The organism is Pseudomonas sp. P4_B3 (assembly GCF_056402295.1).
In genome coordinates this window covers 141,122-154,707 of the sequence record NZ_JBFUHR010000010.1, presented here as the reverse complement: position 1 = coordinate 154,707, position 13,586 = coordinate 141,122, and the positions used below count along the sequence as shown (strand labels likewise).

General features: G+C 61.5%; 13 protein-coding genes. 8 read left to right on the top strand and 5 right to left on the bottom strand.

Translation table 11 applies throughout. The annotated features are described in order from the left end of the window. Positions 1–60 precede the first annotated feature (60 nt). From AC1DWG_RS13735 to AC1DWG_RS13725, 3 genes are read left to right on the top strand one after another with little or no spacing between them, the layout of a single operon-like run. Complete coding sequence (locus AC1DWG_RS13735; RefSeq protein WP_477763773.1) at positions 61–1,869, top strand: sensor histidine kinase; 1,809 nt, start codon at positions 61–63, stop codon at positions 1,867–1,869. Further along, positions 1,866–3,260, top strand: coding sequence for a sigma-54-dependent transcriptional regulator (locus AC1DWG_RS13730; protein WP_477759702.1), 1,395 nt, complete (start codon positions 1,866–1,868; stop codon positions 3,258–3,260). Before AC1DWG_RS13735 ends, AC1DWG_RS13730 begins: the two co-directional genes overlap by 4 nt. Positions 3,261–3,301: 41 nt before the next feature. Next, on the top strand, positions 3,302–3,757 hold the full coding sequence (locus AC1DWG_RS13725) for a YiiD C-terminal domain-containing protein (protein ID WP_477753842.1): 456 nt from the start codon (positions 3,302–3,304) through the stop codon (positions 3,755–3,757). A 101-nt stretch (positions 3,758–3,858) separates the two neighbouring features. Here the strand turns inward: AC1DWG_RS13725 and cysQ are convergent, their stop codons facing one another. After that, positions 3,859–4,686, bottom strand: coding sequence for a 3'(2'),5'-bisphosphate nucleotidase CysQ (cysQ, locus tag AC1DWG_RS13720; protein WP_477787903.1), 828 nt, complete (start codon positions 4,684–4,686; stop codon positions 3,859–3,861). Next, positions 4,683–5,249: an ADP compounds hydrolase NudE gene (gene nudE, locus AC1DWG_RS13715; RefSeq protein ID WP_477753844.1), complete on the bottom strand. Its 567-nt coding sequence runs from the start codon at positions 5,247–5,249 to the stop codon at positions 4,683–4,685. Before nudE ends, cysQ begins: the two co-directional genes overlap by 4 nt. Positions 5,250–5,337: 88 nt before the next feature. On the opposite strand from nudE, the gene yrfG reads away from it, so the two are divergent. Further along, positions 5,338–6,000: a GMP/IMP nucleotidase gene (gene yrfG, locus AC1DWG_RS13710; protein WP_150755608.1), complete on the top strand. Its 663-nt coding sequence runs from the start codon at positions 5,338–5,340 to the stop codon at positions 5,998–6,000. Positions 6,001–6,110: 110 nt separating this feature from the next. Here the strand turns inward: yrfG and lysM are convergent, their stop codons facing one another. Then, positions 6,111–6,551, bottom strand: a complete 441-nt coding sequence (gene lysM / locus AC1DWG_RS13705; RefSeq protein ID WP_046040810.1) for a peptidoglycan-binding protein LysM — start codon at positions 6,549–6,551, stop codon at positions 6,111–6,113. 128 nt (positions 6,552–6,679) lie between these two features. Here lysM and AC1DWG_RS13700 point away from each other — a divergent pair, with 128 nt between their 5' ends. From AC1DWG_RS13700 to AC1DWG_RS13685, 4 genes are all read left to right on the top strand, one after another. After that, positions 6,680–7,567, top strand: coding sequence for a LysR family transcriptional regulator (locus AC1DWG_RS13700; RefSeq protein WP_414876990.1), 888 nt, complete (start codon positions 6,680–6,682; stop codon positions 7,565–7,567). Positions 7,568–7,659: 92 nt separating this feature from the next. Next, the gene (gene fdhD / locus AC1DWG_RS13695) at positions 7,660–8,499 is read left to right on the top strand and encodes a formate dehydrogenase accessory sulfurtransferase FdhD (RefSeq protein ID WP_218429609.1); all 840 of its coding nucleotides are present in this window, start codon (positions 7,660–7,662) and stop codon (positions 8,497–8,499) included. Beyond that, positions 8,496–10,844 (top strand): FdhF/YdeP family oxidoreductase, encoded by a 2,349-nt coding sequence (locus AC1DWG_RS13690; RefSeq protein WP_477787902.1) that lies wholly within the window; start codon positions 8,496–8,498, stop codon positions 10,842–10,844. Before fdhD ends, AC1DWG_RS13690 begins: the two co-directional genes overlap by 4 nt. A gap of 305 nt (positions 10,845–11,149) precedes the next feature. Beyond that, entirely contained in the window at positions 11,150–11,638 is a 489-nt protein-coding gene (locus AC1DWG_RS13685; protein ID WP_108216151.1) for a glycine zipper domain-containing protein, read from the top strand. Positions 11,639–11,705: 67 nt separating this feature from the next. Here the strand turns inward: AC1DWG_RS13685 and AC1DWG_RS13680 are convergent, their stop codons facing one another. Both AC1DWG_RS13680 and AC1DWG_RS13675 read right to left on the bottom strand, forming a co-directional pair. Continuing rightward, positions 11,706–12,140 (bottom strand): acyl-CoA thioesterase, encoded by a 435-nt coding sequence (locus AC1DWG_RS13680; RefSeq protein ID WP_477763776.1) that lies wholly within the window; start codon positions 12,138–12,140, stop codon positions 11,706–11,708. Between the two features lie 79 nt (positions 12,141–12,219). After that, positions 12,220–13,446 carry a 3-hydroxyacyl-CoA dehydrogenase gene (locus AC1DWG_RS13675; RefSeq protein WP_477763777.1) on the bottom strand — a complete coding sequence of 409 codons (1,227 nt, stop codon included), beginning with the start codon at positions 13,444–13,446 and terminating at the stop codon, positions 12,220–12,222. Between the last annotated feature and the right edge of the window lie 140 nt (positions 13,447–13,586).

The following is a 13,586-nucleotide window of genomic DNA, read 5'->3' as shown; positions in this document are numbered from 1 at the left end:
CTGACCCAAGGCGGGTAAGCCTAGGCATAATGCGCCTGTACCCACAGGCGCATGCTGCTCATGAAACCGACTCTCCCTCCCAGACCCCGTTGGCGCAGCCTGGCCCTGCTGGCACTGTGCCTGGCGCCGTTGCTGTGGCCGCTGGAACATCTCGCCGAGCGTTACTACCGTAGCGAGCTGGCCAGTCAGAATCGTCAGACCCTCGATCTCTACGTCGCCAACCTGCTGGGTACCCTGCATCGCTATGAAGTGTTGCCACAGATCCTCGGCGACCTGCCGGCCTTGCGCGCCGTGCTCGGTGCGCCGGACGATGGCGTCACCCAAGGCAACGCCAACCACCTGCTGAAAAATATTGCCACCCAGACCGGCGCCGAAGTCATGTACCTGATGGACGCCAATGGCAAGACCCTGGCCGCCTCCAACTGGGACAAGCACGACAGTTTCGTCGGGCGCAATTTTTCCTTCCGTCCGTATTTCAGCGAAGCCATGGCCGGGCGGCTCGGGCGCTTTTTCGGCCTGGGCACCACCTCCGCCAAGCGCGGTTACTTCTTCGCCGCTGGCGTGCGTGATGGCGATAAAATCGTCGGCGTGCTGGTGGTCAAGGTCGACCTCGACCACACCGAAAGCCTCTGGGGCAAAACCCCGGAACAACTGCTGCTGACCGACCACAATGGCGTGGTCATTCTCACCTCGCGACCGGAGTGGCGATTCCGCTCGACCCGCCCGTTGAACGAGGAAGAAAGCAAGGCCATCACCGCGATTCAACCCTATCCAACCCGCGAGCCAAAACCGCTGAAATTCAATCCCAATGCCTGGCTGACCCAGACCCAGCAGATCGCCGAAACCGGCTGGGACGTCAGCATCCTCGCCCCGCGCACCTTGATCGACCGTCCGGTGCGCACGGTGGTGGCCATCGGTGGTGCAACCTTGCTGGTGGTGATGTTGCTGCTCGGCCTGATGATGCAGCGCCGCCGCCATTACCTCGAACGCATCGCTTTCGAAGCCAAGGCCCGGCACGAGCTGGAAGGTCGGGTCGCCGAGCGCACCAGCGATCTCGAAGGCCTGAACCGGCGCCTGAAACAGGAAGTGCTGGAGCGCGAACAAGCCCAGCAGGAGCTGGTACGCGCCCAGGATGATCTGGTACAGGCCGGCAAATTGTCGGCACTGGGCACCATGTCGGCGAGCATCAGCCACGAACTCAATCAGCCGCTGGCAGCGATTCGCAGCTACGCGGAAAACGCCGAGGTGCTGCTCGATCACCAGCGCACCGACGATGCCCGCGGCAATCTCAAGCTGATCAGCGAATTGACCGGTCGCATGGCCTCGATCATCGCCCACTTGCGCGCCTTTGCCCGGCGCGACCGGCATGCCCCGGAAAGCGTCGCCCTGCAACCGGCGCTGGACGATGCCCTGGCCTTGTTGGCCAAGCGTCGACGCAGCATGGAAGTCGAGCTGATCCGTGACTTGCCGGCCGCCACCCTGTGGGTTGAGGCCGGGGAAACCCGCCTGCGCCAGGTACTCGGCAATCTGCTGGCCAACGCCCTGGATGCCCTGACGGAAAAAGGCCCGCCACGTAAACTCTGGCTAAGTGCCCAATCCACGGCCGATGGCGTCAACCTGTACATTCGCGACAACGGCCCCGGCTTTTGCATGGAAGCCCTTGGGCGCGCCAGCGAGCCGTTCTACACCACCAAGACCCGAACCCAGGGTCTCGGTTTGGGGCTGGCGATTTGCGAAACCCTGATGCGCGCCTTCGGCGGTGAACTGTCGTTCGCCAATCACAAGGAGGGCGGCGCCCTGATTACCCTGAAGCTGCGCGCAGGCGCACCGGGCGTGAGCCTGCAACCGTCCGAGGACCGAAGTGCATGACCATCGACAACCGCATTCAGGTCGTGTTGATCGACGACGATCCCCATTTGCGCCAGGCCCTGAGCCAAACGCTGGATCTGGCGGGCCTGAAAATCCTGCCGCTGGCCGAAGCCAAGGGCCTGGCCGCGCAACTGGAGCGCGACTGGCCGGGTGTGGTGGTCAGTGATATCCGCATGCCCGGCATGGACGGTCTCGAACTGCTGACCGAACTGCATGCCCAGGACCCTGAGCTACCGGTGCTGCTGATCACCGGCCACGGCGATGTGCCGCTGGCCGTGCAGGCCATGCGCGCCGGGGCCTATGACTTTCTGGAAAAGCCCTTCGCCAGCGACGCCCTGCTCGACAGTGTGCGCCGGGCGTTAGCCCTGCGTCGGCTGGTGCTGGACAACCGCAGCCTGCGGTTGGCCTTGAGCGACCGCAATGAGCTGAGCGCCCGCCTGGTTGGCCACTCACCTTCGATGCTGCGCCTGCGCGAGCAGATCGGTGCCCTGGCGGCGACCAAGGCCGATGTACTGATCCTCGGCGAAACCGGCGCTGGCAAAGAAGTCGTGGCCCGGGCGCTGCACGATTTATCAAGCCGTCGCAACGGTCCGTTCGTGGCGATCAACGCCGGTGCCCTGGCCGAATCAGTGGTCGAAAGCGAGCTGTTCGGCCACGAGCCCGGTGCCTTCACTGGTGCGCAGAAACGTCGCATCGGCAAGTTCGAGTTCGCCAATGGCGGCACGTTGTTCCTCGATGAAATCGAAAGCATGAGCCTGGATGTGCAGGTCAAATTGCTGCGCTTGCTGCAAGAACGGGTAGTCGAACGCCTGGGCGGCAATCAACTGATCCCGCTGGACATCCGCATCATCGCCGCCACCAAGGAAGACCTGCGCCAGGCGGCGGATCAAGGACGTTTCCGTGCCGACTTGTATTACCGCCTGAATGTCGCACCATTGCGGATTCCACCATTGCGCGAACGGGGCGAAGATGCGCTGATGCTGTTTCAGCATTTCGCCGATGAAGCCAGTGCCCGCCACGGCTTGCCGCCCCATGAACTGCAACCGGGACAACGTGCCTTGCTGCTGCGCCACACCTGGCCCGGCAACGTGCGCGAGCTGCAAAATGCGGCCGAGCGTTTTGCCCTCGGGTTGGAACTGGCCCTCGACAACAACACGCCGCAAGGCGGCGCTGGCAACAGGGTCGAAGCCGTCAGCGGCGGTTTGAGCGAGCAAGTGGAGAACTTCGAAAAAACCCTCATTGCCGCCGAACTGGCACGCTCGCACAGCTCCGTGCGCAGCGTCGCCGAAGCCCTCGGCATTCCGCGCAAGACCCTGCATGACAAACTGCGCAAGCACGGTCTGAGTTTCGCCGACAGTGGTGCCTCGGCCCACCCTGACGACCTCGACTGAGCTACCGTCCAATCATCCACTTCAAGCAAGAGGCCCCCTGAATGAGCCGCGACAGTCGACAACTGGAATCAGTCCTCCATCACGACATTCCCCTCACCCGGGACATGGGCCTCAAAGTGCTCGACTGGCATGACCAGCAACTGCGCCTGCACTTGCCACTGGAAGCCAACGTCAACCACAAGAGCACCATGTTCGGCGGCAGCCTGTATTGCGGCGCGGTCCTGGCCGGTTGGGGCTGGCTGCATCTGCGCCTCAAGGAAGAAGGCATTACCGACGGGCACATCGTGATTCAGGAAGGGCAGATCAGCTATCCGCTGCCAGTGACGGGCGATGCCAACGCCATTTGCCAGGCACCGGATCCGGTGATCTGGAAGAAATTCCTGACCACGTTCCAGCGATATAGCCGAGCGCGGTTGACGCTGCATACGCGGGTCGTCAATGAAGGCCATGATGAGGATGCGGTGAGGTTTGTCGGGCAGTACGTGCTGCACCGTTAAGCGCCACTACCTCTGTAGGAGCCGGCTTGCTGGCGAATGATGCAATGCGGTGTGCCTGACACACCGCTTCGCTGCGATGCGGCGACCCGACAAGCCAGCTCCTACAGGGTAGCGAGCGCCAGCAGCTTCTCCCGCCAGGCCGCCTTCGCCGGCAAAGCCAGAAAGAATGCGTTCAACAGCGACTCCCGCGCCGGATAGCTGAACGGCTCACCGCTCAACTCCAGCACCTCACCACCCGCGCCCTCCAGCACGCCTTGCGCTGCCGCCGTGTCCCACTGCGAAGTCGGTGCCAGACGTGGATAGCAATCCGCCACGCCTTCGGCCAGCAGGCAAAACTTCAGCGAACTGCCGATATTGGCCAGTTGCAGCTCGCCAAGGATCGCGCTCAACCCCGCCAGCAAATGCTCCTGCTCCGGGCTCGAATGACGACGGCTGGCCACCACGGTGAACGACTCGCCTGGCGCTAATGCATCACGCACCTTGATCGCCACCGGCGTGCCACCTTTATCGCCGCGCCAGGCACCGAGGCCGGCGCCACCGACATAGAAACGACCGTTGGTCGGCATCGACACCACGCCGAACACCACTCGACCGTTTTCGATCAGGGCGATGTTGACGGTGAACTCTTCGCTGCCGCTGATGAACTCCTTGGTGCCATCCAGTGGATCAACCAGCCACCAGCGCTGCCATCCGGCCCGCACGCTTTGGGGGATGTTGGCGTCCTCTTCGGAGAGCACCGGGATGCTCGGATCGAGCGCCGTCAGCCCGGCCAGAATCAGGTGGTGTGCGGCCAGGTCAGCAGCGGTCACCGGCGAATCATCAGCCTTCGCCGTGACGGCCGTGCCCGTGCGCCAGAACGGCAGGATCGCCTCACCGGCCTGCAAGGCCAGCTCGATGACAGGTGCCATCAACGGATGCGGGAAGTTCATGGCTGGAACGCTCCGCGCTGAGTCAACAGGTCTCGGGCCAGGTACAGCGCCGCCAAGGCACGGCCTTCAGTAAAGTGGGGGTTTTGCGCCAGCGCCGAGAGTTCACGCAGATTGATCTTGTCCACCCGCATCGGCTCGGGCTCGTCGCCTTCCAGACGCTCTTCGTAGAGGTCGGTGGCCAGCACCACCTGAATCTTCTGGCTCATGTAACCGGGGGACAGCGACAGCTCGGTCAGGTGCTCCAGTTGCCGCGCGCCGAAACCAGCCTCTTCCTTGAGTTCGCGCTCGGCTGCTGCCAACACGTCTTCGCCCGGCTCGATCAAACCCTTGGGCAATGACATTTCATATTCATCCGTGCCGCCGCAATACTCCTCGACCAGTACCGCATGCTCGGCATCGAGCATCGCCACGATCATCACCGCGCCGTACCCGGCACCCTTGCCGACCAGGCGTTCATAGGTGCGCTCCACGCCGTTGGAAAAGCGCAACTTCAGCTCTTCCACGCAGAACAATCGACTGGTGGCGACAATTTCGCGGGCGAGTATGGTGGGTTTCTGGCGCATGCAAAGCTCCTTGGCGTGAACGCGCTACTATAACGCGGCTTTCCCGATTGTTTACGCCAGAAATCTTTCTACTGCCCGAGACGTTGCCATGCCTTCATTACCCTGGTCCGACATCGATACCGTTCTGCTGGACATGGACGGCACGCTGCTGGACCTGCATTTCGACAACCACTTCTGGATGGAGCACCTGCCCCAGCGTTACGCCGAACTGCACGGGGTCAGCCGGGCCATGGCCGAGATGGAATTGCAGCCGTTATTCGAACGCAATGCCGGCCAGTTGCAGTGGTACTGCCTGGACTTCTGGAGTGCCGAACTGAAGCTGTCGGTGCGCGACCTGAAACTGGAAACCGCGCACCTGATCGCCCTGCGCCCGGATGCCGACACCTTTCTGGCGGCGATCAAACGGGCCGGCAAGCGCGTGGTGCTGATCACCAATGCCCATCGGGATGCGCTGTCGTTGAAGCTGGAAAAAATCGAGCTGGCGCCGTACTTCGAGCGCTTGATCAGCTCCCATGACTACGGCTTCCCCAAGGAAAACCCGCAGTTCTGGGATGCGTTGCAAGCCGATATCGATTTCGATCCGGCGCGCAGCCTGTTCATCGACGACACCTTGCCGATCCTGCGCAGTGCACGGGACTTTGGCGTGGCGCATTTGCTGGCTGTGCGTGAACCGGATAGCCGCAAGGGGCCGAAGGATACGGCGGAGTTTGCAGCGGTCGGGGATTATCGGGATTTGATTGCGGGGCTTTGATTGACCGTAGGAGCTGCCGCAGGCTGCGATCTTTTGATCCTGGCGGTATGAAACAAACGAAGATAAAGATCAAAAGATCGCAGCCTGCGGCAGCTCCTACAGGCCTCGCATTACTCGGGAATCCGCAACGACTGTCCCGGATAGATCTTGTCCGGGTGCGACAACATCGGCTTATTGGCTTCGAAAATCTTGTTGTACTTGTTGGCATCGCCGTACACGCGCTTGGAAATCGCGCTGAGGGTGTCGCCCTTCACCACCGTGACAAACACCGCGGCAGCAACAACAGGCCCGGTCACAGTAATCTGATCATCCACGCTGCCAACCCCGGCGATATTGCCCACTGCCAGCAGGATCTTTTCCTTCTCTTCCTGACTCGCCACTTCACCGGTCACCGTGACCTTGTCGCCATCGACCGTCGCCTGCACATTCGGGTTGCCCAGGCCGACCTTGCTGATGTGTTCCTTCAACTGCTCACTGGCGTTGGCGTTGCCTGGCGTCAGCAAATCCAGCAGTTTTTCGCCTGCTTCCTTCACAAAGCTCAAAAGACTCATGGTGCACTCTCCTTGGGTTTGGGGTTCCAGACGCCAAAGCCTAGACCACGACCATCACTTGCGAATCCAGCCCGACCAATGACCCCGCTTGCGATAGAATCGGCCTCTTCCCGCGCCCAGGAGCGAAGATGGACATCAAGCAGCTGAAATTCCTCATCGCGCTCGACGAAACCCGCCATTTCGGCCAGGCCGCCGCGCGCTGCCACATTACTCAACCGACACTATCGATGCGCCTGCGCAGCCTCGAAGAAGAACTCGACCTGCCGCTGGTCAATCGTGGTCAGCGCTTCGAAGGTTTTACGGCACCGGGCGAACGAGTGCTGGCCTGGGCGCGCACGGTGCTGGCGGCGTACGACGGCTTGTATGCCGAGGCGGCCGCCTGTCGCGGCAATCTGGTCGGCACCTTGCGTCTGGGCGTGGTGCCGCTGTCGAGCTTCGATCCGCTGCCGCTGCTTCAACGCCTGCACGGGGAGCATCCGAACCTGCGCTTCGAGCTTTCGGCGCTGAGTTCGGAGCAAATACTCGAACAACTGGCGAACAATCGCCTGGACCTCGGTGTTTCCTACCTGGAGCGCCTGGACACCGAACATTTCGACTCCCTGGCCTTCAGCGAAACCCGCATGGGTCTGCTCTACGACCAACGTTTTTTCAGCTTTGGCGAGGCGCCGCTGAGCTGGGAATCATTGATCGAACTGCCACTGGGCATGCTCTCCAGCGGCATGCACTTTCGCCAATCCATCGACCACAACTTCCACAGCCGCGGCCTCACCCCGCAGCCGCTGTTGCAAACGGATGCCGTGCATCAACTTTTACAAACTGTGCACGGCGGCTTGTGCTGCGCCGTGATGCCGTTGGACGGAGGTCTGGAAGAGCTGACCGATCATCTGCGCCTGCAACCGATCGAAAACGCCCAGACCGTGGGCCGGCTGGGGCTGATCATGCGTCGCAGCGCGCCACGCTCGGCCTTGGCGGAGGCCTGTTTCGCGATTTATCGACAATCGTTGCCCAGTGCTTGATCGACAGTATCTATCGGCACATCAGTACTAACGATTAGACGTGACAAGTTGTCACGCCTAGTCTTAAAGCTGATCAAACCGTCGGTGATGCCATGAATACCAAGCGCCCAGCCTGCGCGGCGCCTGCCCTCGAAACGCCCGCGCCCGCCGCCAGCCAGACGTACAGTTACAGCAACCTTGAAGACACGGAATCGACCAGCACCGCGCTGGCCGAGGAAGTCGCGCTGGCGATTGCCTACAACGGCATCAGCCAGGCCGTCATGCTGGTGACACCCACGGACCTCGAAGACTTCATTGTCGGTTTCAGCCTGGGCAGCGGCATCATCGAGGACGCCACTGATATTTATGACCTGCAACTGACCGGCTCTGGCTCGGCGCAATACGCGCAAGTGACCATCGCCAACCGCGCCTTCTGGAACCTCAAGCAGCAGCGTCGGCAACTGGCCGGCACCAGCGGTTGCGGGCTGTGCGGTGTGGAAGCAGTGGAGCAGGCACTCCCCGAGCTTCAGGTGTTGCCTGGCGCACCCTTGCCGCCTGCCGAATGGCTCGACGGCCTGCGCCAGCGCATCGGCGCGTTCCAGCCCCTTGGCCAGCACAGTGGTGCGGTACATGCCGCGGTGTTCATGAATGATCAGGGCGAGTTGCTGCTGGGTCGCGAAGACATCGGTCGGCACAACGCCCTAGACAAACTGATCGGCGGATTGATCCGTCAAAAGATCCCGACCGCTGGCGGGCTGGCGATCGTCACCAGCCGCTGCAGCCTCGAATTGATCCAGAAAGTCTTGCGCGCCGGCATCCAGACCCTGGTCAGCCTGTCGTCGCCCACGGGCCTTGCCGTGCAATGGGCCCGTCGCCATAACCTCAACCTCATCCATCTGCCACAGAAGAATGCACCGCGGGTCTACAGCCCAACGTTGGAGAAACAAGCGTGAGTCAACACCGTCAAGCCGACCAGACACCTGTCCCTCGCTACAAGCCCTACAAAGGCCCGGCCGGTGGCTGGGGGGCACTGATCAGCGTCGCTCAGGCCTGGTTGACCAGCGACAACGCGCTGAAAAACCTGCGCATGATGCTCAAGACCAACAAGAACGGCGGCTTCGACTGCCCCGGTTGCGCCTGGGGTGATTCTAAAGAAGGCGGCATGGTGATGTTCTGCGAGAACGGCGCCAAGGCGGTGAACTGGGAAGCGACCAAACGCCGGGTCGACGCCAGATTCTTCGCCAAACACAGCGTCACTTCGCTGCTGGAGCAAAGCGACTACTGGCTCGAATATCAGGGCCGCCTGACCGAGCCGATGAGCTACGACGCCGAAACCGACCGCTACAAGCCGATCAGCTGGGACGACGCGTTCGCGCTGATCGCCAAACACCTGAACGGCTTGTCGAGCCCGGATCAGGCAGAGTTCTACACCTCGGGTCGGGCCAGCAACGAAGCGGCTTTTCTCTATCAGCTGTTCGTGCGCGCCTATGGCACCAACAACTTCCCTGATTGCTCGAACATGTGTCACGAGGCCAGCGGTGTCGCGATGTCGCAAAGCGTCGGTGTCGGCAAAGGCACTGTGACCTTCGACGACTTCGAACACGCCGACGCTATTTTCGTCTGGGGCCAGAACCCCGGTACCAACCACCCGCGGATGCTCGAACCGCTGCGCGAAGCGGTGAAGCGCGGCGCTCAAGTGGTGTGCATCAACCCGCTCAAGGAGCGTGGCCTGGAACGTTTCCAGCACCCGCAGCACGCGATCGAAATGCTCACCAACGGCGACAGGCCAACCAACACCGCATTCTTCCGCCCGGCCCTGGGCGGCGACATGGCGATCATGCGCGGCATGGCGAAATTCCTCCTGCTGTGGGAGCGCGATGCGCAGAAAACCGGTGCACCGGCGGTGTTCGACCACGACTTCCTCAATGAACACAGCGCCAATGTGCTGGAGTACCTGGCGACCATCGACGAAACGCCGTGGGAGCAGATCGTCGAGCAGTCGGGCCTGACGCTGATAGAGATCGAACAAGCGGCGCGCATGTACGCCAAGGGCAAGAACGTCATCATGTGCTGGGCCATGGGCATCACCCAGCACCGGCATTCGGTGGCGACCATCCAGGAAATCGCCAACCTGATGCTGCTGCGCGGCAACGTCGGCCGGCCCGGTGCCGGTCTATGTCCGGTGCGTGGTCACAGCAACGTGCAGGGCGACCGCACCATGGGCATCAACGAGTGTCCGCCAGTGGCGTTCCTCGATGCCTTGGAGCGTCGCTTCCAGTTCAAGGTGCCGCGCCACAACGGCCACAACGTGGTCGAGGCGATTCATGCGATGGCTGACGGCCGGGCGAAAGTCTTTATCGGTCTGGGCGGCAACTTCGCCCAAGCCACGCCGGACAGCCCACGCACGTTCCAGGCCCTGCAGAACTGCAACCTGACCGTGCAGATCAGCACCAAGCTCAACCGCAGCCATTTGACCCACGGCAAGGACGCGCTGATCCTGCCGTGCCTGGGCCGCACCGACATCGATATCCAGACCGAAGGCCCGCAAGCGGTGACTGTCGAAGATTCGTTCAGCATGGTCCACGCCTCCAATGGTCAACTGCAGCCGCTGTCGAACCAGATGCGTTCGGAACCGGCGATCCTGGCCGGCATCGCCGCCGCGACCCTGGGCAGCCACCCGGTGGACTGGAATTGGCTGGTGGCCGATTACCGTCGCATCCGTGACCTGATTGCCGAGACCATTCCAGGCTTCAAGGACTTCAACGAGAAGGTCAGGAATCCGGGCGGTTTCTACCTGGGCAACAGTGCCGGTGCGCGCAAGTGGAACACTGCGTCGGGCCGGGCCAATTTCAAGCCAAACATCCTGCCCGAGGATCTGGTGCACGAACGCACCCGCGCCACCGGGGTGCTGCCGGATCTGATCATGCAATCGATGCGTTCCCACGATCAGTACAACACCACGATCTATGGTCTCAACGACCGTTATCGCGGCGTGAAGGGACAGCGCGATGTGTTGTTCGTCAACGAAGCCGACATCATCCGCCTGGGCTTCAAGCCGGGGCAGAAGGCGGACATCGTTTCACTCTGGGACGATGGTGTTGAACGTCGGGTAAAAGGCTTCACGCTGCTGGCGTTTGATATCCCGGCCGGGCAAGCGGCGGCCTACTATCCGGAAGTGAACCCGTTGGTGCCGCTGGAAAGCATCGGCGATGGCAGCCATACGCCAACATCGAAGTTTGTGGCGATCCGGTTGGAAGCGGCGAGTGAGACCGGACTGATCATGGCCAGGTCTGCGTAGCGCAGTATCAAAAGATCGCAGCCTGCGGCAGCTCCTACACCGATCTCTGTAGGAGCTGCCGCAGGCTGCGATCTTTTTGACTTTAATGACCCACTCAAAAACATTTCAAGCGCCCACAAAAAAGGCCGTTTCCTCACGAAAACGGCCTTTGCGAAGTAGTAAAAGACCGGCAAAAAAACGTAAAGTTCCGCCCGAAAAACAGTAACTTGCAATATTGTATACAGGTCGTGTTATTCGTCGGATTTCGATTGTCACGCCCATTCCAGAGCCTCAGGATCGCGCCGTCATCCCCTTGAGGTTCCTCCATGAAGTTCTCCTCGATTCTCTTGTTGTCCCTTGGCCTGGTCAGCGGTATCGCGTCTGCTGGCGGCACCACCGAAGCCGGTGTAGGCGGCGCATTGGGCGGGGTTCTAGGCTCGGTCGTCGGTCAGTCGTTAGGCGGCAGTACAGGTTCCACCATCGGCGCAGCCCTGGGTGGCGCGGGTGGTAGCGCCGTCGGCGCAAACAAACACAGCCGTGGCGAAGCAGCCCTTGGCGGTGCGTTAGGCGCGGCAGGCGGTAACGTGGTCGGCCGCAGCATGGGCGGCACGACCGGCAGTCTGATCGGCGCCGCAGCAGGCGGCGGTGCCGGTGGCGCGCTGGGTAACCACATGGGCAAAGATTACGATGATGAAGACGGCGGTCATCGTTCGTATCGCGACCATGACGATCGTCGCTACTACCGTGACGACCATCCGGGCCGCGGCCATGCCTATGGCCATCGCAAGCACCACCACAGGTATTACCGCGACTAAGGCCTCGAGCGCCTCGCTGGTGAGTACATCAAAAATCGCAGCCCCAAGGGCTGCGATTTTTTTTGCCTTACTGAACCACCAGACACTCCAGCGCGCCGCGCAACCCTGCAGGAATCGCTACGGGTTGATTTGACACCCGATCGACAAACACATGTACGAAGCGCCCCGCCGCACAGGCTTCATCTTCCCCTTGCTTGAACACGGCCAGTTCGTATTGCACCGAACTGTTGCCCAGCTTGCCCACCCGCAGACCGATCTCGATGCGGTCCGGGAAGGCAATGGAAGCAAAGTAATCACAGGCCGAGCTCACCACGAACCCCACCACCTCACCGCCATGGATATCCAGGCCGCCGACTTCGATCAGGTAAGTGTTCACCGCCGTATCGAAGAAGCTGTAATAGGTAACGTTGTTGACGTGACCGTAGGCGTCATTGTCGTGCCAGCGGGTGGTGATGGGTTGGAAGTGCGGGTAGTCGGTGCGTTGGATTGCCGGGTTGGACATCAGTGTCAGTTCCTGGAGTGGGTTCTGCAGTCTAAGGTGAAACCGCGTCGCGATCATTCGCGAGCAGGCGCCACATGAATCACTTGTCTGCAAAGCCCTTGCCAGCCGCCGCCAGCTCACCAATCACCCGCGCCGGTTGCCAGTGATCGCCCTGACGCGTCTCAAGGTCCATCAAGCGCCGATGAATGTCCGCCAGCCCCTGCTGATCCGCCCAGGCCATCGGCCCGCCCTTGTCCGCCGGGAATCCGTAACCATTGAGGTAGACCAGATCGATGTCGTGAGCCGACCTGGCAATGCCCTCCTGAAGGATCTTCGCGCCTTCATTGACCAGTGCCAGCAAGCAGCGCTCGAGAATTTCTTCCGGGCTGATCTCGCGGCGCTGGAACCCCAACGCCTCACTGACTTGAAGCACCAGTGCGTCGACCTGCGGATCGTGTTCGGCCTGGCGACTGCCCGGCTCGTAGTGGTAATAGCCATTGCCACTCTTCTGGCCAAAGCGCTCCATTTCGCACAGTCGGTTATCCACCTGAACCTCTGGAGCGTCCTGCCCGACACCGGACAGTTGCCGGGCGCGCCACTGCAGGTCGACACCCACCACGTCGAACATGCGGAACGGCCCCATGGCGAAACCGAACCCTTGCAGCGCTGCGTCCACCTGGTAGGGATAAGCGCCTTCCAGCAGCATTTTTCGCGCTTCGAGCACGTAGGTATTGAGCATGCGGTTGCCAATGAAGCCGTCGCAATTGCCCGCCACCACACTGACCTTGCCCATGCGCTGGCCGAGCGCCAGTGCCGCGTCGAGAACTGCCGGTGCAGTCTGCGCGCCACGGACGATTTCCAGCAGCTTCATGATGTGCGCCGGACTGAAGAAGTGCAGGCCCAGGACCTGCTGCGGGCGACCCGTAATCGCAGCAATGGCGTCGATGTCCAGCGCCGAAGTATTGCTCGCCAGAATCGCTTCAGGTTTGAGCAGGCCATCGAGCTCGCGGAAGATTTTCTGTTTGAGCTCAAGATTTTCGTACACCGCTTCGATGACCAGGTCGACATCGCGGATGGCCGTATAACCCTCTGCCGCCGTAACGCGCGCCACACGGGCATCGGCTTCGCTCTGGTCAATGCGGCCCTGGCGCACGTTGTGGGCATAGGTGTCCGCCACGGTGACCAGCGCCTGCTCCAGCATCTGCGGGTTATTGTCGAGCCACTGCACGGCCACTCCGGCGTTGGCCAGGCACATGACAATGCCACGGCCCATGGTGCCCGCGCCGATGACGGCGGCGCGCTGAATATTCAACGGTGTCTGGCTCATGTTTTGTTCTCTTGTTGGCGATCCGAAGACAGTCATCACCATAGTCAGCCACTGGTTTTTTTTGAAATTTATTCCTGTGATGAGCAACATTCAGCGGATGGATGTAGCCCCGAAGACACCACAGATCCCCGTGGGAGCGA

Coding starts and splice junctions, on each gene's coding strand:
- AC1DWG_RS13700 (WP_414876990.1), top strand. CDS start 6,680: ATGGACATCAAGCAGCTGAAATTCCTCATCGCGCTCGACGAAACCCGC.
- lysM (WP_046040810.1), bottom strand. CDS start 6,551: ATGAGTCTTTTGAGCTTTGTGAAGGAAGCAGGCGAAAAACTGCTGGAT.
- yrfG (WP_150755608.1), top strand. CDS start 5,338: ATGCCTTCATTACCCTGGTCCGACATCGATACCGTTCTGCTGGACATG.
- AC1DWG_RS13675 (WP_477763777.1), bottom strand. CDS start 13,446: ATGAGCCAGACACCGTTGAATATTCAGCGCGCCGCCGTCATCGGCGCG.
- AC1DWG_RS13680 (WP_477763776.1), bottom strand. CDS start 12,140: ATGTCCAACCCGGCAATCCAACGCACCGACTACCCGCACTTCCAACCC.
- fdhD (WP_218429609.1), top strand. CDS start 7,660: ATGAATACCAAGCGCCCAGCCTGCGCGGCGCCTGCCCTCGAAACGCCC.
- cysQ (WP_477787903.1), bottom strand. CDS start 4,686: ATGAACTTCCCGCATCCGTTGATGGCACCTGTCATCGAGCTGGCCTTG.
- nudE (WP_477753844.1), bottom strand. CDS start 5,249: ATGCGCCAGAAACCCACCATACTCGCCCGCGAAATTGTCGCCACCAGT.
- AC1DWG_RS13725 (WP_477753842.1), top strand. CDS start 3,302: ATGAGCCGCGACAGTCGACAACTGGAATCAGTCCTCCATCACGACATT.
- AC1DWG_RS13685 (WP_108216151.1), top strand. CDS start 11,150: ATGAAGTTCTCCTCGATTCTCTTGTTGTCCCTTGGCCTGGTCAGCGGT.
- AC1DWG_RS13730 (WP_477759702.1), top strand. CDS start 1,866: ATGACCATCGACAACCGCATTCAGGTCGTGTTGATCGACGACGATCCC.
- AC1DWG_RS13735 (WP_477763773.1), top strand. CDS start 61: ATGAAACCGACTCTCCCTCCCAGACCCCGTTGGCGCAGCCTGGCCCTG.